The organism is Terrabacter sp. 01T434, assembly GCF_056398545.1.
Window position 1 is genome coordinate 231,778 of sequence record NZ_JBFTPP010000006.1, and the last position, 23,687, is coordinate 255,464.

Below are 23,687 nucleotides of genomic sequence, written 5' to 3' on the forward strand. Positions count from 1 at the left end.
TCCTTCGACGTCGGAGCAGGCCAGTCCTCCCCCCGTGGTGGCCATTGGATCGGACCCGCTCCACGCTCTACCGACATGTGGGTCAATTGGGACTCAATCGTGACATACGGCACGCATCGAAACGCTTGCACGACCCGGTCGCGCGCTCCCCGGAGCTCGACGAGGTCAGCCCGCGCGCACCATGCCGTCCCACGCCTGCGGTGAGGTCATCGTGGGGGCCTCCCGCCGGTAGTCAGCCCGGAGCCGCCGCCAGCGGACCAGCACCCGCGCCGTCTCGGTGCCGATGGCCCACAGCTGGCGACGTGCCAGCCTCCGGTCGCGCACCCGCGCCGGGTGGGGTTGGCCGGTGGGGCTGACGATAGTCGCCAGGTCCAACCCTCCGAGCCGGGCCACGTCTGCGTCCCGAAGGGGGACGAGGGTCGTATGCCGCTGGGCCGGTGCCCAGACGAACGCGCGCAGCAGCGCCCCGCCGAGACTGCTCCGCTCCGGAGCGCTCGCCGCGCCGGGGCCCTGGTCGGGAAGGGTGGGGGTCGGGCGCGACCGATCCGGCTCGCCGGCTGTCGTCCGCAGGAAGCGCTCCTGGCGCTCGCGCACGGCGCCGAGACCGCGGGACTGCTCGGCGACCAGTGCCTCCGGACCGGCGCTGAAGGCCCTCAGCCCCTCGAGTGCGAGGTCCGCGGCGCCGTAGGCCATCGTGACGGTGTGCTCGGCGGCTCGCGCGGCGACGCCGACGACCAGTCGTAGAGGTAGCGCAGGGCCGTGGAGCGCGGCCGTGACCAGCCGGTTGCGGGTGAGGTAGAAGACCTGCCAGTCGACCGCGGTGTCCTTGTCGACCCAGGGGACGTGCCACACGCCGATGCCGGGGAGCGTCCGGGTCCGACGGCCGAGCTTCCGGGCTCGCAGGCCGAGCTCCACGTCGTCCCACTTGATGAAGAAGGGCATGCTCAGCCCCGAGTCCCGCAGGAGGTCCGCGGGCACCAGGCACATCCACCAACCGGAGTAGTCGACGACGTGTGAGCGGCGAACCGCGGGGACGCTGGACGCGGGCTGATCGCCGAGGTCCACCAGGGCCGCGCCGTCCGGAGGGGTGCGCCAGATGAAGGCCCGGGGATCGATGACCTCACCGGTCGAGTGCAGCATGGTCGGCGCGCTGGAGTAGAGCATGTGGGCGCCGATCAGCCCGTCGTGGCCGAGTGCCGCCGCGGCCGCGGCGCGCTCGACGACCTCGGGGTCGAGGACGATGTCGTCGTCCAGGAGCAGCACATGGGTGATGGCGCCGGCCGAGCCGTCAGGCCCGGGGGCGAGCAGCTCGGCCATGCCGCGCGAGAACCCTCCCGAGCCACCGAGGTTCGGTTGGCTGATCAGCTCCAGCCGATCTCCCAGCCGCCCGGCGACCTCGGCGAAACCGGCCGACTGGCTCACCGGCGTGCTGCCGTGGTCGACGACGACGACACGGTCGAGCACACCCGGATCGACCCGGGCCAGGGCCGCGAGCACGGCCAGACAGAAGTCCGGACGGTCGAGGGTCGTGATGACCGCGCCGATGCTGACGGTGCGGACCGGCCCCTCGACCTCGTACGCGAGCGCCGAGGCGCACACCCCCGACGGGGTCCCTGAGGTGAGCTCGGCCCAGACCCACTCGTCCGGACCGTCAAGGCGCAGGGCCGCCTCGCACGTCAGGCTGGTGCCGGCGACCTGCCACTCGTCGAGCAGGCGCCGCCCTCCCCCGGGCCCGACGCCGAAGAGGCGCAGGCTGCCGTGGCCGGCGAGCTGCGCGCGGAAGCGCCCCTGGCGCCGACCGGTCAGCTCGTGCCAGCCGTGAGCGGGAAACCCGCCCGCATACGTGTCGAGACCGAGCGTCGCCCCCGGTGGCACCGAGAGGACGTCACGACGCCCTGCCGGCAGGTGCGCCCCGCGCACGTACACGGGGTCGGCACCAGCCGGGGCGTGCGGGTCCGGCACCAGCCCACGCTGCACGACCGTCCACGTCGCGCCCTCGTCACCGTGCCCACCCCCGGGGACCGCGGTCACCGGGCCTCGCGGACCGCTTGTAGCATGAGGCGACCACCCGCGACCTTCACGAGAGACTCCCCCGCCTTCATGACGAACTGGCACGAGGCCATGCCCGCCATCCTCGCGGCCGTGGGCCTTCTCTTCGCCCCCGGGGGGATCATCGGGCTCGTCATGGGGCTCAGGCTACCTGCCGCCATCGGTCTGGCCCCGCTCCTGTCCGGTGCCGTCGTCGCGCTCGCCGAGCTGCTCAACGGCGTGGGCGTGGCGGCATACGGCCCGATCCTGCTCGGGGTGAGCCTGGCCGCCGCGCTGGTCGTCGCCGTCGTCGTCCGCGTGCTCGCCGGGGCCGCGCCGCTGCGACCCGACCTCGGGCTCGGCGCGGTGTGGTGCCTCGGCATCGGGAGCGGCTTCCTGCTGGCCACACTGAGCTACATCCGTGGGGTCGCGGTTCCCGACGAGTTCCCGCAGGCGCCTGACATCCCCTACCAGGCCAGCCACGTGCGCTGGGGCATCGAGACCGGCAACGTCAACCCCTTCGACTTCGCCCAGATCGGCGGCCTTGGCGAGAACCTCCGGGGGTTCTACCCCTCGCTCTGGCACGGCTTCACGGTTCCCGTCGCGGAGCTCACGGGCGCGTCGGTCCCCCTCGCGATCAATGCGATGGATGTGGGCATGCTCGCCGTGTTCGCTGCCGGCTGCGTGTTCCTCGCCAACCAGCTGATCACCCAGCGCACCAGCGTCACGCTGTGGAGCGGCGTCCTGTCAGCCTGCTTCGTGGCCTTCCCGACCTTCATGTTCACGTGGGGCGGCGTCCTGCCCAACATCCTCGCGATCGCGCTCTACCCCGCACTGCTCGCCATCGTCCTGGAGTGGCTCGACCAGCGGGCGAGCTCGCGCCTCGAGTCCGACAACGGCAACGGCGACGGCAACGGCGGTGGTCGGCGCGTCGTTGCGACCACCGAGGTGGCACCGGACGAGACGTCGGATCGGACGCCCGCCGCGCTGGCGCTGGCCGGACCGGACAGCGCCGGCGTCCCTCTGCTGACCCGCCCACAGATCTACGTGCTCCTCGTGGCGGCCGTGCCCACCATGTTCCTCGCGCACCCCAACACCGTCTTCTCCGCGGCGCTCATGCTCGTCATCGCCGCCGGGACGACGGCTGTCGACTGGCTGCTCCTGCGGGTCCGGCCGCCGCGCGGCGTGCTCATCCGCACCGTCGGCACCCTCGTCGTGGCCCCCCTCGCCACCGTCGTCGCCTACCGCACGGCCGCGGTCCAGCAGATGGTGCAGGCTGTCTGGGCGCCGGGCGAGTCGGTGCCGCAGTCCGTGGGCCAGGCGATCACGAACGCCACGTCCACCCCGTGGGTCAACACCGCCTTCATCCCCGTCACCGCCCTGGTGCTCGGGGGCGTCATCGTCGCGATGCGGACCCGCCGCCACTGGCTCGTCACGGCCTACGTCGTGTGGATCGGGCTCTACGCCTCGACCCAGTCGACCGATCCGCTGGGCAACGCCCTGAGCGGCATCTGGTACCACGACCGGCACCGCGTCGCGGCCTTCCTCAGCATCACCTCGATCATGCTCGCGACGCTGGGGGCGGTCACGGCCTGCGACCGCTTGATGGCGGCCCTGCGTCCCGGCGTCCGCAGGCTCGGGAGCTCGCTGCCTGCGCTCCGGCCCGCACGGTCGGTCAGGCTGGTGGCCAGCGCGCTCGCCGTCGTCCTCGGCCTCGCGGCCTTCCTGTGGGCGAGCGGCCTCGGTGACCGCGAGACCCGGATCGAGGTGCTCCGGACCACGTTCCCCGTCAGCGACGACAACAACCGCAGCGCCTTGATCACGCGGCAGGAACAGGCGTTCTTCACCACCCTCGGCCGGTACGTGCCCGCGGGCCAGCGGATCATCAACCACGGCTGGGACGGCAGTCCGCTGATCTACGCCCTGAGCGGGGTCCCCGTCGTGTCGTACTCCACGGCGTCGACACCCAGTGTTGCCGCCTCGTACCTCTCGCTCCACGTGGACCGCATCGCCCAGGACCCCCAGGCCTGCGCGTACGCCAAGCAGCTCGACGCCCGCTACGTCGTCACGAGCGGACCGATGGAGTTCGCCAACGAACCGTCAGTGCGGTTCTGGTCGGGAGTCGCAGCCGTCAAGCCCTCGAGCACCTTCGAGGTGGTCGCACGCAGCGGGCAGTCCACGCTCTACCGCATCCACGCCTGCGGCTGGAGCTGAGCCGGGCGCTTCCAGCTGCCCGAGAGCTGCGCCGGCCGAACGCTGCCCGGAGCGTTGCCCGACGGCGGCCGAACGCTGCCCGACCGCCGTCGGGCAGCCCTCAGGACTCAAACCGGAGCGGGGTGGACAGCAGGGCGAAGTGCTTGCCGCCCCCCTCGACGAGGAAGTGGTAGGACGCACACGAGGCGTGCTCCTGGCCCTCGGCATCGAACCACGCGCGGACGACGTACTCGCCGGCCTGGAGAGGCAGGCCCGGCAGGTCGACCGAGGCGCGGGCGGACCCGCCGACGACGGGAACGTCCTGCGAGCCGTCGACGAGGGGCAGCCCCCGGTCGTCGAGGAGCTCGACCCGGAGGTTCACCGTCGCCACGGGTTGGTTCATCTGTGCCTCGACGCGAAGAGTCAGCGGGGTGCCGGAGGCGACGTCGGTCACCTCTCGGTCGGTGTCGTCGCGAAGGTCCATGGCGATGGCCCCGATGACCTCGTGCGACGAGCCGAGCCGGTCCTGCTCGTCGAGGTAGGCGGACACCACCGTGCCCGCGTCGCCGAGCGCCCGTTGCGTGCCCCGGTCCAGCCACAGGGCGGAGTCGCACAGGTCGCGCACCTGCCCCATCGAGTGGGTGACGAGCACGATCGTCGTGCCCTGGGTCTGGAGCTCGCCGAACTTCGCGGCGCACTGGCGCTGGAACTGCTCGTCGCCGACCGCCAGCACCTCGTCGACGAGGAAGAGGTCGGGCTGGATGTGGATCGCCACCGAGAATCCCAGTCGGACGTACATGCCCGACGAGTAGTTCTTCACCGGAGAGTCGATGAACTCCCGGATGCCGGAGAAGTCGACGATGTCGTCGAAACGTGCAGCGGTCTCCTTGCGGGACAGCCCGAGGATCGAGGCGTTGAGGAAGACGTTGTCGCGCCCGGATAGCTCCGGGTGGAAGCCGGAGCCGAGCTCGAGCAGGGAGGCGACGCGTCCGCGCGTCTGGATCGTGCCGGAGTCGGGGACGAGGATGCCGGCGATGCACTTGAGCATCGTCGACTTGCCTGACCCGTTGCCTCCGAGCAGGCCGAAGGTGTGCCCGGCCTCGACCTCGAAGGTCACTCCCTTCAGGGCCTCGTAGACCTCGAAGTTGGACCGGCTCCCGCGCAGGAGGACGCTCTTGAGGGAGGCGTTGCGCTCGTGGTAGAGCCGAAAGCCCTTGTGGACGTCGTGGACGGAGACAGCCGGTTGTCTCATATCTCCTCCGCCAGACGCGGTTCGAAGCGGCGGAACACGGCCCAGCCGATGACGAGCACGGCGACGGAGGCGACCACGAGGTAGCCCACCGAGGCCACACCGGGCCAACGGTGGTAGTAGAGCGCGTCACGCACGATGTTCACCGCAGAGACCATCGGGTTGGCCTTGTAGAGGAGCAACACCCACTCGTTGGTCACGACCTTGGTCAGGTGTTCGTAGGGGTAGATCACCGGCGTCGCATAGAACCACAGCTGGAAGACGATCACCATCAGGTGCGACGTGTCGCGGAAGTAGACGTTGGCGATCGAGAGGAGCAGACCGATCCCGGTGGTGAACGCGAGGACGGCCAGCAGCGCCAGGAGCGCGAGGGGCAGCCACAGGAAGGGCATGGCGCCGAGGACGACGAGCAGGACCAGCAGGACGGCGAACTCGATGAGCGAGGTGACGCCCTGAGCCGCCGTCGCGGACCCGACGAGGAGCGCCCGCGGGAACGCCGCCTTCTGCACGAGGTTGGCGTTGCCCGTCAGCGACAGCATGCTCATGGTCGCGCCGGTCGTGAAGAAGTTCCACGTGATGATCCCGCAGAGCACCCAGACCGGGAACGAGTTGAGACCGTTGACGCCGGTCTCGGGCTCGACCCGGAAGATGAACTTGACGACGATCGTGAAGATGATGACCTGGGCGACCGGGTTGGCCAGCGACCAGAGCCAACCCAGCGCCGTGGTCTTGAACTTGCCCCGCAGCTCCCGCTGGACGAGGTTGGTGAAGAGCTCCCTGGCCGGGACGAGGTCCCGCAGGGTCGTCAGCGGCCGGGACTGCACCGTCACTCGAAGTACCTGCGCCAGGCGTCCGCGGACACCCAGCCCGCGAACCCTGTCTGGTAGGTCTTCTGGAGCTCGTCGACGCGGCGCAGCATCTCGACGTGCAGCTGGGCCACCCGGCGGAGCTGGTGGCGCATCGTCTCGGTGTCACGCACGCGCATCGAGACCCCTGCGCCGTCCGCGGTGGAGACGATGGCGCGGTCCAACCTGGCGAGCACGGCCCAGTGGGCGACGAGGCCGGAGAGGTCTGCGTCCTGCTTGGTGCGGTTGCGGACCACGCCGCGCTTCGCCGTCGCGACGAGGGCGCCGAGGATCTTTCCGGCTCCGTCGACCTTGCCTCGAGGCCTGCGGGTGAACCGGTCGACGTCGACCGGGCTGAGCGTGGAGCTGAAGTCCTCGGGCACGGAGTCGAGGACCCGCGCGTCCGGGAACAGCGAACGGGTCTCACGGATCCGCTGCATGACGGTGGGCAGGTCGTCGGCGATGTACTCAGGGCCGCGGAGCAGGTCGCTCAGCGCGAGCGCGCCCAGCTCGATCGCGGAGTAGTTCATCGTCAGGAGGTTCTTCGTGACGATGCGGAGGTTGTCGCGGATCGTGGAGCGCACCTCGTCCGGCTGTCCGTGCACGATGGCCGTGAGCATCCGGTTGCGGCACTCGAAGTAGGCCGTCCAGTCGGTCTGGACGTCCTTGAGGTAGAACGGCTGGTGCCACACGGCGACGCCCGGGAGGGTGATCGTCGGGTGACCGGCCGCGCGCGCCCGGAGGCCGTACTCGACGTCGTCCCACTTGATGAAGACGGGCATCGCCAGACCGATCTCGGCCATGACCTCACGGGGGATGAGGCACATCCACCAGCCGCCGAAGTCGGCTTCGAAGCGGTTGCTGAGCCCCGGCTCCTTCCACAGCGTGACCTCGCTCAGCTCGATGTCCTGCAGGTCGTCTGCGACGGCCTTGGTGCGGAAGGTCGAGCGGTCGACGAGGTCGCCGGTGTTGTGCAGCTTCGACTGCGCCCAGAGGTCGAGCATGTGCCCGTGGACGAGCACCCGGCCACCGGAGGCGCCGGCGAAGAGGATCGCCCGGTGGAAGCTCTCCGGCTCCGGGCTGATGTCGTCGTCGGTGAGGATGACGTCGCCCGCGGACTCGTTCTGCAGCACCTCGAACATGGCCCGGCTGAAGCCGCCGCTGCCGCCGAGGTTGGGCTGACGGACCACGCGAACCCGACCCTCCCAGGCCTTGGACACGTCCTCGAAGTCCGGGTGGTCGGAGACGAGCTGGGTCCCCTGGTCCACGACGACGACCTCGCGGACGTGGCGCACGCTCTCGGGGTCGCTGATCAGCCGCGCCATGGTCGCGACGCAGTCGTCGGTGCGGTTGAAGGTGCAGATGCCGATGGTGGCGCCCCGGACCTCGATCGGCTCGGGCGCGTGCCACGAGGCGCTGACCAGGGTCGTGTCGGTCAGGGCGCGGATGCCGAACCAGTAGGAGCCGCCGTCGGCGAAGCGCTTCTCGATGGGCAGGGTGAGGCGGACCGTCTCCTTGCCACGGACGACGCGGGCGGTGTCGTGGGTCACTCGGCCGGCCCCGCTGGAGCGGTAGACGTCGATGCGGCAGTCGCCCTCCACCGTCACCTCGAGGATGACGTCGGACAGTGAGGTCCAGCGGCGCCAGTAGGCGGCTGGGAAGGCGTTGAAGAAGCTGTCGAACGTGACGACCGTGCCCTTGTCGATGGTCAGTGACCTGCGACCGGTGATCTCGAAACCCTCGACCGACGTCTTGTCCATGCCGGTGCCGGAGCGGGCGTAGACGGGCACGAGGTCGGGTGAGACGTCACTCTCCGGAAGGACCACCCTCGCGAGCAGCGTGTCCGTCGCGGCGTGCTGCCCGTCGTCAGAGTCGGTGTGGGCCATGGTGTCGGTGTCCGTCATTCGTCGACTCCTCCGCTTTCGATGGCTGCACCCGTCGTGAAGTGCTGCTCGAGCTTGTTGTCGACCATGCTCAGGGCGGCCCCGATGGCCATGTGCATGTCGAGGTACTTGTACGTGCCGAGGCGGCCGCCGAAGAGGACGCCCCGCTCCCCCTTCGCCCGGTCGCGGTACTTCAGCAGCCCGTCGCGGTCGGCAGGGGTGTTGACCGGGTAGTACGGCTCGTCGTCGCCCTCGGCGAAGCGCGAGAACTCGCGCATGATGACCGTCTTGTCCGTGGGGTACGCCCGCTCCGGGTGGAAGTGCCGGAACTCGTGGATGCGCGTGTACGGCACGTCGGCGTCCGGGTAGTTCATGACGGGGGTGCCCTGGAAGTCACCGACCTGGAGCACCTCCTCCTCGAAGTCGAGGGTGCGCCAGCCGAGGCGGCCCTCGGCGTAGTCGAAGTAACGGTCGACCGGCCCGGTGAAGACCACGGGGACGTTGCCGATGACGTTGTCCTTGTTGAGCGGCTGGCTCGCGTCGAAGAAGTCGGTCTCGAGCTTGACCTCGATCCGGTCGTGGTCGGCCATCCGCTCGAGCCACGCGGTGTAGCCGTCGACCGGCAGGCCCTCGTACGTGTCGTTGAAGTAGCGGTTGTCGTAGGTGTAGCGCACGGGAAGGCGGCTGATGATGTCGGCCGACAGCTTCTCCGGGTCGGTCTGCCACTGCTTGGCGGTGTAGTGGGCGATGAAGGCCTCGTAGAGCGGGCGCCCGATGAGCGAGACGCCCTTCTCGACGAAGTTGTCGGGCACCTTGTCACCGAGCTCGGCGGCCTGCTCGCGGATCAGGGCCCGGGCCTCGTCCGGGGTGTAGGCGGCCCGGAAGAACTGGTTGATCGTGCCGAGGTTGATCGGCATGGGGTACACCTCGCCCTGGTGGGAGGTGTAGACACGGTGCACGTAGCTCGTGAACTTCGTGAACTCGTTGACGTAGTCCCAGACCCTCTGGTTGGAGGTGTGGAAGAGGTGGGCGCCGTAGCGGTGCACCTCGATCCCGGTCTCCGGCTCGTTCTCGCTGTAGGCGTTGCCGCCGATGTGTGAGCGCCGGTCGATGATGACGACTTTGCGTCCGAGGCGCTCTGCACACTGCTGGGCGACCGTGAGGCCGAAAAGTCCGGATCCGACGATGACGAGGTCCGCGTCCACACATGCTCCTTCTGATTGAGGTCCGGGACAGGCTATCCGATCGTTCCGGACCCTCCCGACGCCCGAAGGACCACGCGGAGGCTCCCCTTCGGCGGTTTAGGCTGGGGCCCATGCAACGACCCCGCCCCATCACCATCGCCGGTCAGCAGGTCGGTCCCGGCCAGCGGCCCTTCGTCATCGGGGAGGTCTCCGGCAACCACAACGGCTCCCTCGAGCGCGCGCTCGACCTCATCGACGCGATCGCCGAGTCGGGCGCCCAGGCCGTCAAGTTCCAGACGTACACGGCCGACACCCTGACGATCCGGTCCGACGAGCCGCCCTTCCGGGTCGATGCGGGGCACGGGCTCTGGGGCGGTCGCCAGCTCTACGACCTCTACGAGGAGGCGCACACCCCCTGGGAGTGGCACGAGCCGATGTTCGCCCGGGCCCGCGAGCGGGGCCTCATCCCCTTCTCCAGCCCCTTCGACGTGACGGCCATCGAGCTGCTCGAGTCGCTCGACGCGCCCTGCTACAAGATCGCCTCTGCCGAGCTCGTCGACCTCCCGCTCATCCGCAACGTGGCGGCGACGGGCAAGCCGATGATCATCTCGAGCGGCATGGCCACGCTCGGCGAGATCGACGCGGCGATCACCGCAGCCCGCCAGGGCGGCTGCCAGGAGATCGTGCTGCTCGCGTGCACGGCCGCCTACCCCGCCTCACCAGACGACGCGCGCCTGCTCTCGGTGCCGACGCTCGAGCAGGCCTTCGGCATTCCGATCGGCCTGTCCGACCACACCCCCGGCATCGGGGTCTCGGTGGCGGCCGTCGCCCTCGGTGCGTGCGTCCTCGAGAAGCACGTGACCCTGCGCCGCGCCGACGGCGGGGTCGACTCCGACTTCTCGCTGGAGCCGGAGGAGCTCGCCGCCCTCGTCACGGAGACCGATGCGGCCCAGCGCGCCGTGTCGCCCGCGCGGTTCGGACCCACGGACGCCGAGAAGGCAGTGCTGGCCCTGCGCCGCTCCCTCTACGTCGTCGAGGACGTCGCCGAGGGCGACCCCGTCACGAGCACGAACGTCCGCTCGATCCGCCCGTCGGGCGGGCTCGCGCCGGACATGATGGCGACGGTCTCCGGCCTGAGGTTCGTCCGCGACGTCCGTCGCGGGACGGCCCTGAGCTGGGACCACCTCAGCGCGCGAGCCTGAGGTAGCGCGCGAAACCCTCCGACGTCGCGGGTGTGTCGGGCAGGTAGCCCGCCCCTGTGAAGAGGCGCCTCGACGAGACGTTGTCGTCGTGGACGACCGCCAGATAAGTAGAGAGGCCGTCGACCTCCGCCCGGTCGGCGGCCTCGAGGAGCCACCGCTCCCCGGCCTGCAGGAGCGGACGGGCGAGGCCGGCGCCCCGGCGGGTGGTGGCGACGGTGATCGAGACCTCCCACTCCCCCGGGGCCTCCCGGTCCCAGCGCACCGTGCCGACCGGGCCGGCGTGGTCGGCGGCGACGAGCAGGCGGCGGTCGTCACGCGCCAGGGTCGCCTCCAGCCACCGCACGTGGTCCGCGCGTGCGATCGGTTCGTTGGTGCGTGAGGCGGCCCGGGTCGTGGGGTCGTTGCGCCACTCGAGGAGCAGGTCGGCGTCGTCGACCGTCGCCGGCCGCACCGACATGCCGGAGGCATTCCGGGGGGCCGTATGCCGTGGGGTCCCTCCTTGCGCTGCCGGCCGCGCCCCGGTCACGAGGGCCTCCCACGCCGACACGATGCGCCATGCACCGAGACCGTCGACGACCCGGTCGGCCGTCTCGGCGAGCTCCGCCCGCGCCGCCGGGTCCCCGAGGAGGTCGGCGAGGGTCGTCGTCGTCTCCTCCGCGGACAGGTCGGCCGGCGTGCCGAGGCCGGCGGCCATCCCCCGCCTGATCACCTCGTCGTAGCCGGTCTGCTGGTTGTCGACCACGCAGACGAGCGCCATGGGCGTGCGCAGCGCGCACAGCTCCCACACCGTCGTGCCCGCCGCGCTCACGACGAGGTCGGCCACGGCGAGACGGGAGGCGAGGTCGGGTGTCGGGTCGATGACCGTCACGGTGTCGCCGGGCCGCTCCGTCATCGCGGTGAGCCGGTCGCGCGTCTCCGGGCTCGCCACGACGAGCACGTCGACCGCGACGCCGGCACGCGTCGCGGCCGCCTGCACCGCGGCGACGGCGTCAGGGGCGCACCGGGCCGGGTCGGCGCCGCCCATGACGACGACCACGTCCAGGCGATCGCCCGTCGAGCGGTCCGGGTGTCTCCCGCTCAGGCGGCGGATCGCGGGACGCAGCGGCACCCACCGCCCGCCCCGCACCGACCAGGCTGCGTCCTCCGGAGCCGGGGTGGCCTCGGCGCCGAGGGTGGGGTCGATGGCGAGGTCCGCGGGTCGCCGGCCGTCGTGACCGTCGTGCATGACGCTGAGGACGGGACCGGTTCCGAGGCTTTCGCGGACGGCGCTCGACACGGTGTAGCTGTCGACGTGGACGACGTCGTGCGTGTTCCACACGGCCCGGTCCGGCAGGTCGCCCGAGTCGCCCAGCCGCCCGACGACCGGGTGGACGAGCAGGCCGGAGCCGGCCACGGCACGGGTGAGCAGGTCACCCTCGACGATGCCGGCGAGCGACACCTCGTGGCCGCGCGACGTGGCCTCCTCGGCCAGGGCGAGGCTGCGCATCACGTGCCCTACGCCGACGCCGGGGCCCCCGTCGCAGCGGAGCAGCACCCGCATCAGCCGGCCTCGAGCGGCTTCTGCACGACCTCGGCGTTGAGCTGCGCGATGTGGGGATGGGCGCGCATGACGCGGAGGATCTCGGTGCGGTGGGCGATGCCGTCCCCGCGCACCGCCACGAGGGCCCGTAGCGCCTCGAGGTCCTCGGGCGTGTCGAGCGTGATGCGCAGCTCCGCCGCCGACGGGGCGAAGACGAGGCCGACGACGTCGAAGGCCTCGGGGTCGGTGTAGATCGCCGAGGTGACGTGGGTGCGGTGGTGGGCCTTCGCGACGGCGTCGGCCCGGTGCAGCGCGTCCGTCGTCGCGAGCTCGACGTCCATGCCGTGCGGGAGGGTCCGCACGAGCACCGACGACACGTAGTCGAGGTGCGGGGCGCCGAGCCACGTCGACACGACGAGGTCGATCACCTCGGGGTCGAGCATGGGGCAGTCGGACGTCAGCCGCACGACCGCGTCGCAGGGGTGCTCCTCGGCGGCGAGCAGGTAGCGCGACAGGACGTCGTCCTCGCTGCCACGGACCACGAGTGCACCGGCTGCCTCGGCGGCCCGGGCGACGGAGTCATCGACCGTCTCGACCGTCGTGGCGACGACGACGGTGTCCACCAGACGCGCCGCGCGTGCCGCACGGATCACCCACTCCAGCACGGTCAGGGAGCCCAGCGGCTCGAGCACCTTGCCGGGCAGCCGGGTCGACCCGGCCCGGGCCTGGATGACGGCATTGACGCGCATGGTCCTCCTCGACGGCGTTTCAGCGGTGCGATTGTCCCGCCCCGCAGACGGTAGCCTGACTGCTGGCGCGCGCATCAGTGCGCCTTTCGTCCGTGCTGCCCAAGGAGGCCACATGTCGCTGCTCACCGGTTCGTCAATCCTCGTGACCGGGGGGACCGGTTCGTTCGGCAAGGCCTTCATCACCGAGCTTCTGGCCAACCACGACCCGAAGCGCGTCGTGATCTTCAGCCGCGACGAGCTCAAGCAGTACGAAGCCCGGCAGATGTTCGACAACGACCCGCGGCTGCGCTGGTTCATCGGCGACATCCGCGACGAGCACCGCCTGCGTCGGGCCATGCACGGCGTCGACTACGTCGTGCACGCTGCCGCGCTCAAGCAGGTCGACACCGCGGAGTACAACCCGTGGGAGTTCGTCAAGACCAACGTCGTGGGCTCGCAGAACGTCATCGAGGCGTGCATCGACACGGGCGTCAAGAAGGTCGTGGCCCTCTCGACCGACAAGGCCTCCTCCCCGATCAACCTCTACGGGGCCACCAAGCTCACGGCCGACAAGCTCTTCATCACGGGCAACCACTACGCGGCCGCCTACCCCACGCGCTTCTGCGTCGTGCGCTACGGCAACGTCATGGGCAGCCGCGGGTCGGTCATCCCGTTCTTCCGCCGTCTGGCCGAGGCCGGCGAGTCCCTGCCCATCACCGACCTCCGGATGACGCGCTTCTTCATCACGCTCCCCCAGGCCGTCAAGTTCGTCACCGACTCCTTCGAGATGATGCAGGGCGGCGAGCTGTACGTGCCCCGCATCCCGTCGATGAAGATCACCGACCTGGCGCAGGCGGTCGCCCCCGGCGCTGCGATGCACGAGATCGGCCTGCGCCCCGGCGAGAAGCTGCACGAGGAGATGATCTCGGCCGAGGAGGGCCGCCGTGCGCTGCGCATCGGTGACCGCTTCGTGCTCCAGCCCGACATCGCCTCCTGGGGCTACACCGCGCCCGCCGACGGCACCCCGGTGCCCGCCGGCTTCCACTACACGTCCGACACCAACGACCAGTGGTTCAGCGGCGAGGAGATGGTGAGCATCCTCGAGACGGAGGTCTGAGGTGCTCCCGTACGGCCGACAGTCCATCACCGAGGCCGACGTCGCTGCGGTGACGGAGGTGCTCCGCGGCGACTGGCTGACCACGGGTCCGTCGGTCGAGCGCTTCGAGACCGACATCGCGGCGGTCGCGGGCCTGTCGGGTCGCGCCGTCTCGGTGACCTCCGGGACCGCGGCCCTGCACGTCGCGTATGCCGCTGCGGGCGTCGGTCCTGGCGACGAGGTGGTCACGACGCCGCTGACCTTCCTCGCGACCGCGACCTGCGCCTCGGTGCTCGGTGCGAAGGTCCGCTTCGCCGACGTCTCGGCGGACACCGGCAACCTCGACCCCGAGGCCGCGGCCGCGGCGGTCACCGAGCGCACCAAGGTCGTCACCGGGGTCGACTACGCCGGTCACCCGATCGACGCCGCCGGCCTCACCCGCGCCGCCCACGATGTGGGCGCCATCGTGCTCGAGGACGCCGCCCACTCCGTCGGCGGCTCGCTCGACGGCACCCCGGTGGGCTCGCTCGCCGACGTCACGACGTTCTCCTTCTTCCCGACGAAGAACCTGACGACGGCCGAAGGCGGCGCCGTCGTCAGCCGCGACCCGGCACTGCTCGAGCGCGCCCGCACGTTCAAGGGCATCGGGATGGTGCGCGAGCAGGAGCGCCTGCGGCACCCAGACGAAGGCGCCTGGTGGTACGAGATGCCCGAGCTCGGGCTGAACTACCGCCTTCCCGACGTGCTCGCTGCCCTCGGTTCGAGCCAGCTGACGAGGCTCGGCGAGTTCGTGGCCCGCCGCCAGGAGATCACCGACCGCTACAACGCGGCCTTCGAGGGCATCGACGTGCTCCGGCGTCCGGCGCACCGCAGCGGTGCGGTCCCGGCCTGGCACCTCTACCCCCTGCGCATCCTCGACGGTCGCCGGCGTGAGCTCTTCGACCACCTGCGCGGCCACGGGATCGGGGTGCAGGTCAACTACATCCCGGTCTACTGGCAGCCCTACTTCGAGGACCTGGGCTACCAGCGCGGCATGTGCCCCGTCGCCGAGGAGTACTACTCCCAGGAGATCTCGCTCCCCCTCTTCCCGGACCTCACCGACAGCGACGTCGACCGCGTCAGCGACCTCGTCCGTGGATTCGTCGGCGCCTGACGTGGACGAACCGGTCGACCGGCACAGCGAGGAGCCACACGACGGTTCGCAGGCAGGCGAGCACGGCAGGCAGGCCAGCCGGGCCGTGCTCGGTCGCGGGTCGCTCTACACGCTCGGCACTGCGGCGCCCATCCTCGCGCAGGCGGCCGTCACGCCGGTCGTGACCCGGCTGCTCGGCCGCGACGCCTACGGTCTCGTCGCGCAGGGCGTCGTCGTCATCCAGGTGACCATGATGCTCGCGAGCCTGGGCCTGCCGTCCGTCATCACGCGGCAGGCGCTCATGACGACGAACGGGATGGCGCGGGCCCGCTCGATCCTGCTGCGGGGCTCCCTGACGACCCTCGGGTTCGCGGCCGTGGCGGTGGCCGTGACCGGAGTCGTCCTCGGTGGCGCCGCCCCCGTCACGCGGCAGACCATGCTGCTGGCCGTCGCCTCCGGCGCGTGCTTCGTGGTCGTCGAGAACGCCCAGGCCCTGATGCGCTCGCTCGACCGTCCCCTCGCCTTCATCTCGATCTCCTCGGTGGCGACCCTGGGAGGACCCCTGGCCGGCCTCGCCGCCATCCTGCTGCTCGGCCGTTCCGCCCAGAACTACCTGCTCGGCCTCCTCGTCGGCTATGCGCTCGCGGCGCTCACGGGCGCCGTGCTCTCACTGGGGGTCCGGCTCTCCCACAAGCGCGAGCACACCCCGGGCGACATGCGCGAGGCCTACCGCCTGGGGCTTCCGATGCTGCCCCACATGGTCGCGCTCTACCTCGCGAGCATGGCCCTCGTCTTCGTCGCCGGGGCCCTCTACGGCCGAGCGGACAGCGGACGTCTGCAGCTCGCCCTGCTCATCGGGACGGCGCCGAACGTCATCACCTCCTCCCTCAACAACTCGTGGGCTCCGGTCGTCTTCGCCGCTCCGCCCGAGCGCCGGGCCGCCGTGCTCGAGCGCACGGCCACCGACGTCGCCACCGTCGCCGCGCTCGTCGCGGGTGGCGTGGCACTGCTCAGCCCGTGGCTCCTCCGGCTGACCGCGGACGCCCGCTTCACTCCCGACCTGCTCGTCCCCGCCGTCTGCCTCGCCTGCATCGGCGCCATGGTCTCGGTCGCCTATCTCGCCAACGTCCATCTCGTCTTCGCCCAGGGTCGACCCGCCGGCCTGTCCCTCGTCACCCCGCTGTGCCTCGCGCTCGGGGTGGCGACGGCGTGGGCCCTGGGCCACCTCGATGTCGTCTGGGTCGCGATCGGCTTCCCGGTGACGTATGCCGCCCTCGCCGTGGGAGCGGCCGGGCTCCGTCGCAGGGTCGGTGGCCCCGCGTGGAGGGAGCGCCGCCTGGCGCGGCCCTTCCTCATCGGGTCGCTCTTCATCGTCTGCGGCTTCCTGCTCCCGGTGACCGGCCCCTGGTCGGCGAGCCGTTGGCTGGTGGCCGCCGTGGCCGGCGTCCTCGTCCTGCAGCACGGACGCCAGGTCCTGCGTCCTGCCACCCCCGCCGTCTGACCCGCACCTGACCCGCCGCGACCGACATACCGGACACGCGGGGGCCGCTCCGACCGGCACGGTCGAGGTGGTGTGATGATGTCCCGCATGAGCGACTCCACACAGCCCCGGACGGTCACCCAGCAAGAGGTCTTCTGGACCGGCGACTTCGGCAAGCAGTACATCGAACGCAACCGGGACGAGCGTCTGGTCGAGAACAACAAGGCGCTCTTCGCGAAGGTGGTCGCCGCCAGCGGAGGCACCATCGGGTCGGCCATCGAGTTCGGTGCCAACATCGGCAACAACCTCAAGGCCCTGCGCGACCTGCTCCCCGACGCCGAGCTGGCCGCCATCGAGATCAACCCGGAGGCGGCTGCCCACCTCTCCGCGTGGGGCGGCGCCGAGGTGACGGTCGCCTCGATCCTCGACCACGACCCGGTCGAGGGCAGCCACGACCTCGCTTTCACCAAGGGTGTGCTCATCCACCTCGACCCCGAGTCGCTGCCGTCGGTCTACGACAAGCTGGTGAAGGCATCGCGCCGCTGGGTCATGGTGTGCGAGTACTACAACCCCACTCCGGTGGAGATCACCTACCGCGGACAGAGCGGGGTCCTCTTCAAGCGCGACTTCGCCGGGGAGATCCTCGACCGGCACCCCGAGCTGCGGCTCGTCGACTACGGGTTCACCTACCACCGCGACCCGGAGCACCCGCTCGACGACTCGACGTGGTTCCTCCTCGAGAAGACGAGCTGACCGGGCCCGCCCGGTCGCGGGTCAGGACGGCCGGCACCAGTCGAGGGACGCCCGCGGGTCGACGAGTCGCGGCAGGCGACGCGGCAGGTGGGACAGGGGATGCCTGAGGAAGTCCACGGGCCGGGGGCCTCCCTGCACGGTCGTCGCCGCGACGGCCGTGCCCGACGCCTCGCGGTCACGCAGCCCCACCACGGTCAGGGCCTTGGCGACCGGGCCCCCCATCCAGTAGCTGCCGAAGGCTCGACCCGACAGCGGACGCGACCAGCCGAGCACCCGCGCCAGCTCGGCGGGACTGAGCAGGTGGGAGGCGCCGAGCTCGGCGTCGGCCAGGGGCTTGGTCGCCGCCAGCGGGGCGTCCTCGGCGTGCAGCTCCGGCCAGAGGTGGGTCAGACGGTCGAGCGCGTCGCGGCTCTCCCCCTCGATGAGCGGCGCCGGACCGAACACCGTGGCGCTCACCCCGGCGGCCGCGGCATACCAGACGATCGTCGACAGGCGGTTGCTCACGACGCGCGGCGAGGCCAGCACCCCGCGGGCCAGTCGGGGCAGGAAGAGCGGGTCGAACCGGTCGCCGGCGCTCACGACCTCGTGTCCGCCACGCCGCCACGCCTGCACCGTCCCCGCCTGCTTGAGGTCCTCCGAGTGCAGGCACACCGTGGAGGGACCGAGCAGCTCGCGGTAGAAGCGCGATAGGCCCTCGGGGTCGCTGTCGGTCGCACGCACGTGGGTGCGGTGGAGCGGGACGACCAGCGGGCGGCCGTCGCCGGGGACCTGCTCGAGCTGCTGCTGGTCCGCGAGCAGGCGCAGCAGGTAGAGGAACGGCGCACCCACCGGCGTCGTCACGCGATCCTCGTCGTCGGGCGACCACGCGCGGGAGGTGTGGGTCCACACGAGGAGGCGGCGCTGGTCCGCCCCACGGCCGACCTCCGGGAAGTCCCCGAAGTTGACCGCCAGGGGGGAGCTGGCGACCCAGCCGTGCTGCAGCAGCCCGTCGATGTGCCGGGCCCGGTGCTGACCGGCATACCTGGCCAGCGCAGCGGAGTGTCCGTAGAAGTGGTTCTGGATGTCCATCGTGCTCCTAGCGGGGTCCGGCTGACGACAGCAACGCAGCATAGTCATCGGCCACGGTCTCCCAGTCCCAGCGCAGGACCTCCGCGCGGGTGGGATGAGAGGGGGCCCGACCAGAGGCAGCGACCGCCGCCTCGGCCAGGCGCACCAGGTCCCCGCGGGGCACGACGTGGACATCGCCCACTCCCGAGGTCTCGAGCTCCCGGGCCACTCCCACGTCATAGGAGACGACGGCGGCTCCCGACAGGAGCGCCTCGAGCTGGGTGAGCTGGAAGCCCTCGGCGGCGACCGACGGGTTGACGTAGACCGCGCCGCGGAGCGCCGCCCGGATCCCGTCGGGCTCGAGCCGCCCGTGCCACTGCACGTCGAGGCCCCACGCCCGCGCCGTGTCCTGCGCCCTGGCCAGGTCCGGGCCGTCGCCGACGACGTGGACCGGCCGCGACACCCCGGTGCGCTCCCCCACGGTCCGGGCCACCGAGAGGAAGTCCTCCCACCCCTTCTCGGCGACGACGCGCCCCACGAAGACGAGCGGCCTCGCGTCGCCGCCCCCGGCGTCCGCCGGCTCCACCCCGCCGAGCCAGCGGTCGACGTCGATCCCGTTGGGGATCATGACCGCGTCGACGCCGGCGAGCTGCCGCACGAAACCGACGACCTCCGCGGAGACACCCACGACGCGGTCGGCGTGACGCAGCACCCACCTGCCCATGGTCGCGTCGACGCCCCGGCTCCCGGCCTCGACCAGCGCCGAGCCGGTGACGACCGAGCCGGCCCCGTGCTCGGTGTGCACGACCGGCACACCGAGCCGGTGCCCGAGCCGCAGCCCCAGGGCACTCATCGGGAAGAAACGCGTGTGCGTCGCCACCACCGACACGGGTCCCGCCGGCAACCCGCCCCGCCGCACCCGCCCCACGAACGCCGCCCACTCGCGTGGACCCGGCAGGCCGATGACGTCCTTGAGGTCGACGCGACGACGCAGCGGCACCACCGACACGCCGTCGACGGCATACGGCTCCGTGCGCTCGCCGAGGTACACGACCGTCGTGGCGACGCCCCGCTCGACCAGCCGCGGCAACAGCTCCGCCAGGTGCGCCTGCACCCCTCCGTGCGTCTCTGCGAAGTTCGTCGTCACGACGAGGAGGTGCTGCGGAGCTGACATGGGAGGACCCTATCCGCGCGCTGGCTCCGCCCGTCGGCGCCGGGGTGGGAGGGGACGCGCCCGCGACGGCGAACGCGATGCCCGCACTCCTCGCCTATTGTGGTGTCCCGATGAACGAGGACACGTGGCTGGTCGTACCGCTCTACAACGAGGCAGCGGTGATCGGGGAGGTCGTGCGCAGGACGCGCGAGACCTTCCCGAAGATCGTGTGCGTCGACGACGGTTCCAGCGACGACTCGGCGCGTGAGGCGGAGGCAGCAGGGGCCGCGGTCGTCCGCCACCCCGTCAACCTCGGCCAGGGCGCGGCGCTGCAGACCGGCTTCACCTACTGCCTCGGCGACCCCGAGATGCGCTACGTCGTCACCTTCGACGCGGACGGCCAGCACCAGGTCCCGGACGTGCTCGTCATGCTCGAACGCATCCGCCGTGGTGACGTCAGGGTCGTCTTCGGCTCGCGCTTCCTCGACGACCGCACCAGCGCCACGGCCCTGAAGAAGCTCGTGCTGCGGATGGCCGTCGGCTACACCAACCTGACGACGCACACGAAGCTCACCGACGCCCACAACGGGCTCCGTGTCCTCGAGCGGTCCGTCGTCGAGCGGCTCGACATCACCCAGAACCGGATGGCGCACGCCTCCGAGATCGTGGCCCAGATCGGCCGGATGCAGTTCGACGGCCGGCAGGTCGCCTACACCGAGGAGCCGGTCCACATCCTCTACACCGACTACTCCATGTCCAAGGGCCAGTCCCTCTGGAACTCGGTCAACATCCTCGCGGAGCTGATCTGGCGATGAAGCAGCTCGCGGTCCAGGTCCTCCTCATCGTCGGCACCCTCGCGGTCTCCTGGCGGCTCCTGCTCGGCTACGGGCAACGCGCGCAGGCGCTGCGCCGGCTCGGCCTGCTCCTCTTCGCCGCCTTCGCCGTGTGGTCGATCCTCGACCCCGGCGTGTGGACCCGCCTGGCCTCGATGGTCGGGATCGGCCGTGGCGCCGACCTCATCCTCTACGGCCTCGTCGTCGCCTTCTTCAGCTTCGTCGTCACCACGTTCAAGCGGTTCCGCGAGATGGAGATCCGCTACACGCGGCTCGCCCGGCGGATCGCCATCGACGAGGCCGCGCCTCCGACGAGACGTCCCGCCGTGACGGCTGCCGCCACCCCAGCGGCCACCCCAGCGGCCACCCCCGCGCCCACCCCCGCGGCCACCCCCTCGAGCGACGACGGCAACACCCCCGGCAACGCGCCGGCACCCGAGAGCGGAGCGCCCCATGACGCCGCCTGAGTCCCGCACCGGCGACGACGACGCGTACGTCGTCGACACCCGGCGCCAACCGTCCGGCCGCGGCCGCAGCTCCTCCGCCACGGCGACGAGCCACGACGACGCCTACGTCGTCGACACGCGGAACCGTCCGGCGGGCTCTCGCGGCGACGGCTCCGGTGCGGGACCGACCGACCCGGCGCGACGACCCCGCCGTCGCAAGGGCCGCCTCATCGCCCTGCTCATCGGCGTGCTCGTCCTCGCGTGGCTCGCCTTCATGGTGTGGGTGCCCTACAACGCGTGGACCAACATCACCCGGGTCGACTCAGCACCGAGCGGGGACCGTCCGACCGACGGCAAGGGCACGAACTTCCTGCTCATCGGGTCGGACTCGCGGCAGGGCCTCACCGAGGAGCAGAAGAAGCTCTACGGCGCGACGAACGCCGAGGGCGCGCGCACCGACTCGATCATCCTGGTGCACGTCTCGGACAGCGGGAACAAGCCGCTCATCATCTCGCTGCCGCGTGACTCCTACGTGCCCATCCCGGGCTACAAGAAGAACAAGATCAACGCCGCCTACACCTTCGGTGGCCCCAAGCTGCTCGTGGCGACGGTCGAGAACGCGACCGGCCTGCCCATCAAGGGCTACCTCGAGATCGGCTTCGGCGGGTTCGCCTCCGTGGTGGACTCCCTCGGCGGTGTCGACATCTGCGTGCCCTTCAACATGAAGGACCCCGAGGCCGGCATCGACCTCAAGAAGGGCTGCCAGACCCTGAACGGCCCCAACGCCCTCGGCTTCGTCCGCACCCGCCACACCGACCCGCGCGGGGACCTCGGGCGCGCCGACCGGCAGCGCCAGTTCCTCTCGGCGGTCATGAAGAAGGCCATGTCGCCCAGCACCGTCCTCGTGCCGTGGAAGTACCGCTCCTTCGCCGACTCGATGAGCCACGGGCTCACCCTCGGCCAGGACACGACTATGGGTGAGGCCATCGCGATCTTCCAGGCCATGCGGTCGGTCTCCAACGGCGACGGGCTCTCGGCCACGGTCCCGATCTCCGACCCGAACTACACGACGTATGCCGGCTCGTCGGTCAAGTGGGACTCGGCCAAGGCGACCGAGCTGTTCCGCATGATCAAGGACGACGAGTCGCTCACGGCGGTCCCCAAGGGCGCCGGGAACTGATGACGGCCGAGCATCCCGGAGACGACCTCGCCGCACGGGCCGCCTCGACGGTGGCCGTCGTCGTGACCTGCGACCGGGTCGAGCTGCTCGAGCGCTCGCTCGCCGCCCTCGCGGGCCAGCAGCCGCCGCCCGGGCACGTCGTCGTCGTCGACAACGGCGCCGACGACCGGGTGCGCGCCCTCGTCGAGGCGCTTCCCGTGCCTGCCACGTGGCTGCCCTCGCGACGCAACCTCGGGGGCGCCGGCGGCTTCGCGTACGGGATGCTGCACGCGCTCGCCCAGGGGGCCGACTACGTCTGGCTCGCCGACGACGACGGCCGCCCGGGATCCGACTCGACCCTCGCCGCCCTGCTCGAGCACGTCGGCGACGGGCGCCTCGCGATGGCCTCCCCCGCCGTCGTCAACGACGACGACCCGCAGCGACTTGCCTTCCCGACGCGTCGCGCGCTCAAGCCGGTCACCACCGTCGGCGGCCTCGCCGCCGAGGGCCAAGACGGCGTCCTGGAGGGCTTTGCGGCGCTCTTCAACGGGGCTCTCTTCACCGCCGAGTGCATCGAGGCGGTCGGTGTGCCCGACCTGCGGCTGTTCCTGCGCGGCGACGAGATCGAGATGATCCGCCGGCTCCAGCGCTCCGGCCAGCGGTACGGCACCGTGACCGCCGCGACCTACATCCACCCCAGCGGCGCAGCGGAGTTCCACGGCCCGCTCAGTGTCGTGCTGCCGCCCGACGGGGCGAAGCGCTTCTACACCTTCCGCAACCGCGGCTACCTGACCAACCAGCCGGGCAAGCGCCTCAAGCGCCCGCTGGAGTATGCCGTGTACTCGGCCTTCCTGCTCGGCGTCCGGCGGTCGCCCGAGGAGTGGCGTGAGTGGCGCGACCTCATGCGCGACGGGCGCCACGAACGGTTCGAGCGGTTCGAGCGCTACGACGCCCGGTCGGAGTGACCCCCGCGTCGTGACGCGATGCGGCGGCGCAGGAGCACCGCGCCCAGCTGCGCCGGCTCGACGAAGACGCGCCGGGCGTTGCGGCTCGGGTTCGCCGCGAGCCGGTAGAGCCATTCCAGACCGGCACGCCCCACCCAGCGAGGGGTGTGCACCTGCTCGCCGGACACGTAGTCGATGCAGCCGCCGACATTGGCGATGACGCCGTGGGTCATCTGGCCCTGGTGCTCCTCGATCCACCGCTCCTGGGCCCCCATGCCCATGCCGACGAGCACGAGGTCGGCCTGGGGCAGCGCCGCCTCGATCGTCGTGGCCGGGCCGGCGTCGTGCTGTGCCCGGTCGTAGCCGTCGAAGGCGATCCAGCGCACGGCGGGCGCCCGCTCGGCCACGACCGACGCGGCGCGGGCGCTCGACTCCGGCGAGGCGCCCACGGCGAGCACCGTGAGGCTCGGGTTGCGCTCGAGGACCCGGAAGAGCCAGTCGCTGCTGCCCACCCGGTAGGAGGCGTCGAGCGTGGGGTCGGCAGTGCGCAGTGCACGCCAGACCGGCCAGCCGTCGGCCAGCACGACGTCGGCGCCGTCGGTGTAACGACGGAACGCCGGGTCGGTGAGGTAGAGGTGCACGCCGTGGAGGTTGAGGTTGCCGAGGCGTACGGCCGGGACCGGACCGGACAGGACGAGGTCGACGACCGCCTGCTCCGACATCGGCGTCGCCGTGGTGCACAGGTAGGGCACCTCGACCCGGGGCGGGATGCCGAGCGAAGCGCGCGCGGCATCATCGGGACCGGACGACACC

General features: G+C 71.3%; 20 protein-coding genes. 10 read left to right on the top strand and 10 right to left on the bottom strand.

The window, feature by feature from the left end; genetic code table 11:
* Nucleotides 1–165: 165 nt before the first annotated feature.
* Nucleotides 166–2,031, bottom strand: a complete 1,866-nt coding sequence (locus AC1DIW_RS14930; RefSeq protein ID WP_478109111.1) for a glycosyltransferase family 2 protein — start codon at nt 2,029–2,031, stop codon at nt 166–168.
* Between the two features lie 24 nt (nt 2,032–2,055).
* Between AC1DIW_RS14930 and AC1DIW_RS14935 the strand changes: the two genes are divergently transcribed.
* On the top strand, nt 2,056–4,242 hold the full coding sequence (locus AC1DIW_RS14935; protein WP_478109113.1) for a DUF6541 family protein: 2,187 nt from the start codon (nt 2,056–2,058) through the stop codon (nt 4,240–4,242).
* 100 nt (nt 4,243–4,342) lie between these two features.
* Here the strand turns inward: AC1DIW_RS14935 and AC1DIW_RS14940 are convergent, their stop codons facing one another.
* From AC1DIW_RS14940 to glf, 4 genes are read right to left on the bottom strand one after another with little or no spacing between them, the layout of a single operon-like run.
* Nucleotides 4,343–5,473, bottom strand: a complete 1,131-nt coding sequence (locus AC1DIW_RS14940) for an ABC transporter ATP-binding protein (protein WP_478109114.1) — start codon at nt 5,471–5,473, stop codon at nt 4,343–4,345.
* Entirely contained in the window at nt 5,470–6,300 is an 831-nt protein-coding gene (locus AC1DIW_RS14945) for an ABC transporter permease (RefSeq protein WP_442280617.1), read from the bottom strand. Before AC1DIW_RS14945 ends, AC1DIW_RS14940 begins: the two co-directional genes overlap by 4 nt.
* Nucleotides 6,297–8,219 (bottom strand): glycosyltransferase, encoded by a 1,923-nt coding sequence (locus tag AC1DIW_RS14950; protein ID WP_442280616.1) that lies wholly within the window; start codon nt 8,217–8,219, stop codon nt 6,297–6,299. Before AC1DIW_RS14950 ends, AC1DIW_RS14945 begins: the two co-directional genes overlap by 4 nt.
* Nucleotides 8,216–9,403 carry a UDP-galactopyranose mutase gene (glf, locus tag AC1DIW_RS14955; RefSeq protein WP_478109117.1) on the bottom strand — a complete coding sequence of 396 codons (1,188 nt, stop codon included), beginning with the start codon at nt 9,401–9,403 and terminating at the stop codon, nt 8,216–8,218. Before glf ends, AC1DIW_RS14950 begins: the two co-directional genes overlap by 4 nt.
* Before the next feature lie 110 nt (nt 9,404–9,513).
* Between glf and pseI the strand changes: the two genes are divergently transcribed.
* The gene (gene pseI / locus AC1DIW_RS14960) at nt 9,514–10,584 is read left to right on the top strand and encodes a pseudaminic acid synthase (RefSeq protein WP_478109118.1); all 1,071 of its coding nucleotides are present in this window, start codon (nt 9,514–9,516) and stop codon (nt 10,582–10,584) included.
* Here the strand turns inward: pseI and AC1DIW_RS14965 are convergent.
* Together AC1DIW_RS14965 and AC1DIW_RS14970 are read right to left on the bottom strand one after the other, a co-directional pair.
* A complete protein-coding gene (locus AC1DIW_RS14965) occupies nt 10,568–12,070 on the bottom strand; it encodes a GNAT family N-acetyltransferase (RefSeq protein ID WP_478109120.1) in 1,503 nt (500 codons plus the stop codon). The genes pseI and AC1DIW_RS14965 overlap by 17 nt on opposite strands.
* A 53-nt stretch (nt 12,071–12,123) precedes the next feature.
* Nucleotides 12,124–12,852 (bottom strand): cytidylyltransferase domain-containing protein, encoded by a 729-nt coding sequence (locus AC1DIW_RS14970; RefSeq protein WP_478109121.1) that lies wholly within the window; start codon nt 12,850–12,852, stop codon nt 12,124–12,126.
* 112 nt (nt 12,853–12,964) lie between these two features.
* Here AC1DIW_RS14970 and pseB point away from each other — a divergent pair, with 112 nt between their 5' ends.
* The 4 genes from pseB to AC1DIW_RS14990 all read left to right on the top strand — a co-directional run bounded on the left by pseB (nt 12,965) and on the right by AC1DIW_RS14990 (nt 17,292).
* Nucleotides 12,965–13,948, top strand: coding sequence for a UDP-N-acetylglucosamine 4,6-dehydratase (inverting) (gene pseB / locus AC1DIW_RS14975; protein ID WP_442280612.1), 984 nt, complete (start codon nt 12,965–12,967; stop codon nt 13,946–13,948).
* A gap of 1 nt (nt 13,949) precedes the next feature.
* Complete coding sequence (locus AC1DIW_RS14980; RefSeq protein ID WP_442280611.1) at nt 13,950–15,080, top strand: DegT/DnrJ/EryC1/StrS family aminotransferase; 1,131 nt, start codon at nt 13,950–13,952, stop codon at nt 15,078–15,080.
* Nucleotide 15,081: 1 nt separating this feature from the next.
* Complete coding sequence (locus AC1DIW_RS14985; protein ID WP_478109123.1) at nt 15,082–16,560, top strand: lipopolysaccharide biosynthesis protein; 1,479 nt, start codon at nt 15,082–15,084, stop codon at nt 16,558–16,560.
* 87 nt (nt 16,561–16,647) lie between these two features.
* Entirely contained in the window at nt 16,648–17,292 is a 645-nt protein-coding gene (locus AC1DIW_RS14990; RefSeq protein WP_442280609.1) for a pseudaminic acid biosynthesis-associated methylase, read from the top strand.
* Nucleotides 17,293–17,313: 21 nt separating this feature from the next.
* Here the strand turns inward: AC1DIW_RS14990 and AC1DIW_RS14995 are convergent, their stop codons facing one another.
* Nucleotides 17,314–18,360, bottom strand: coding sequence for a hypothetical protein (locus AC1DIW_RS14995; protein WP_478109125.1), 1,047 nt, complete (start codon nt 18,358–18,360; stop codon nt 17,314–17,316).
* A gap of 7 nt (nt 18,361–18,367) precedes the next feature.
* Entirely contained in the window at nt 18,368–19,513 is a 1,146-nt protein-coding gene (locus AC1DIW_RS15000; protein ID WP_478109126.1) for a glycosyltransferase family 4 protein, read from the bottom strand.
* Nucleotides 19,514–19,623: 110 nt separating this feature from the next.
* Here AC1DIW_RS15000 and AC1DIW_RS15005 point away from each other — a divergent pair, with 110 nt between their 5' ends.
* From AC1DIW_RS15005 to glfT1, 4 genes are read left to right on the top strand one after another with little or no spacing between them, the layout of a single operon-like run.
* Nucleotides 19,624–20,307 (top strand): glycosyltransferase family 2 protein, encoded by a 684-nt coding sequence (locus tag AC1DIW_RS15005; protein ID WP_478109127.1) that lies wholly within the window; start codon nt 19,624–19,626, stop codon nt 20,305–20,307.
* A complete protein-coding gene (locus tag AC1DIW_RS15010) occupies nt 20,304–20,792 on the top strand; it encodes a DUF2304 family protein (RefSeq protein WP_478109129.1) in 489 nt (162 codons plus the stop codon). The genes AC1DIW_RS15005 and AC1DIW_RS15010 overlap by 4 nt, the downstream gene beginning before the upstream one ends.
* Nucleotides 20,779–21,951 (top strand): LCP family protein, encoded by a 1,173-nt coding sequence (locus AC1DIW_RS15015; RefSeq protein ID WP_442280604.1) that lies wholly within the window; start codon nt 20,779–20,781, stop codon nt 21,949–21,951. The genes AC1DIW_RS15010 and AC1DIW_RS15015 overlap by 14 nt, the downstream gene beginning before the upstream one ends.
* Nucleotides 21,951–22,895: a galactofuranosyltransferase GlfT1 gene (gene glfT1, locus AC1DIW_RS15020; RefSeq protein WP_478109131.1), complete on the top strand. Its 945-nt coding sequence runs from the start codon at nt 21,951–21,953 to the stop codon at nt 22,893–22,895. Before AC1DIW_RS15015 ends, glfT1 begins: the two co-directional genes overlap by 1 nt.
* Here glfT1 and AC1DIW_RS15025 read toward each other — a convergent pair.
* Nucleotides 22,874–23,686 carry a WecB/TagA/CpsF family glycosyltransferase gene (locus tag AC1DIW_RS15025; protein ID WP_478109132.1) on the bottom strand — a complete coding sequence of 271 codons (813 nt, stop codon included), beginning with the start codon at nt 23,684–23,686 and terminating at the stop codon, nt 22,874–22,876. The two genes, glfT1 and AC1DIW_RS15025, sit on opposite strands and share 22 nt — an antisense overlap.
* Nucleotide 23,687 lies beyond the last annotated feature (1 nt).

Excerpts from the sequence above, each read along its gene's own strand:
- AC1DIW_RS14935 (WP_478109113.1), top strand. The coding sequence starts at position 2,056 with ATGAGGCGACCACCCGCGACCTTCACGAGAGACTCCCCCGCCTTCATG.
- AC1DIW_RS14940 (WP_478109114.1), bottom strand. The coding sequence starts at position 5,473 with ATGAGACAACCGGCTGTCTCCGTCCACGACGTCCACAAGGGCTTTCGG.
- AC1DIW_RS14950 (WP_442280616.1), bottom strand. The coding sequence starts at position 8,219 with ATGACGGACACCGACACCATGGCCCACACCGACTCTGACGACGGGCAG.
- pseI (WP_478109118.1), top strand. The coding sequence starts at position 9,514 with ATGCAACGACCCCGCCCCATCACCATCGCCGGTCAGCAGGTCGGTCCC.
- AC1DIW_RS14965 (WP_478109120.1), bottom strand. The coding sequence starts at position 12,070 with ATGCGCAGCCTCGCCCTGGCCGAGGAGGCCACGTCGCGCGGCCACGAG.
- AC1DIW_RS14970 (WP_478109121.1), bottom strand. The coding sequence starts at position 12,852 with ATGCGCGTCAATGCCGTCATCCAGGCCCGGGCCGGGTCGACCCGGCTG.
- pseB (WP_442280612.1), top strand. The coding sequence starts at position 12,965 with ATGTCGCTGCTCACCGGTTCGTCAATCCTCGTGACCGGGGGGACCGGT.
- AC1DIW_RS14990 (WP_442280609.1), top strand. The coding sequence starts at position 16,648 with ATGAGCGACTCCACACAGCCCCGGACGGTCACCCAGCAAGAGGTCTTC.
- AC1DIW_RS14995 (WP_478109125.1), bottom strand. The coding sequence starts at position 18,360 with ATGGACATCCAGAACCACTTCTACGGACACTCCGCTGCGCTGGCCAGG.
- AC1DIW_RS15000 (WP_478109126.1), bottom strand. The coding sequence starts at position 19,513 with ATGTCAGCTCCGCAGCACCTCCTCGTCGTGACGACGAACTTCGCAGAG.
- AC1DIW_RS15005 (WP_478109127.1), top strand. The coding sequence starts at position 19,624 with ATGAACGAGGACACGTGGCTGGTCGTACCGCTCTACAACGAGGCAGCG.
- AC1DIW_RS15010 (WP_478109129.1), top strand. The coding sequence starts at position 20,304 with ATGAAGCAGCTCGCGGTCCAGGTCCTCCTCATCGTCGGCACCCTCGCG.
- AC1DIW_RS15015 (WP_442280604.1), top strand. The coding sequence starts at position 20,779 with ATGACGCCGCCTGAGTCCCGCACCGGCGACGACGACGCGTACGTCGTC.
- glfT1 (WP_478109131.1), top strand. The coding sequence starts at position 21,951 with ATGACGGCCGAGCATCCCGGAGACGACCTCGCCGCACGGGCCGCCTCG.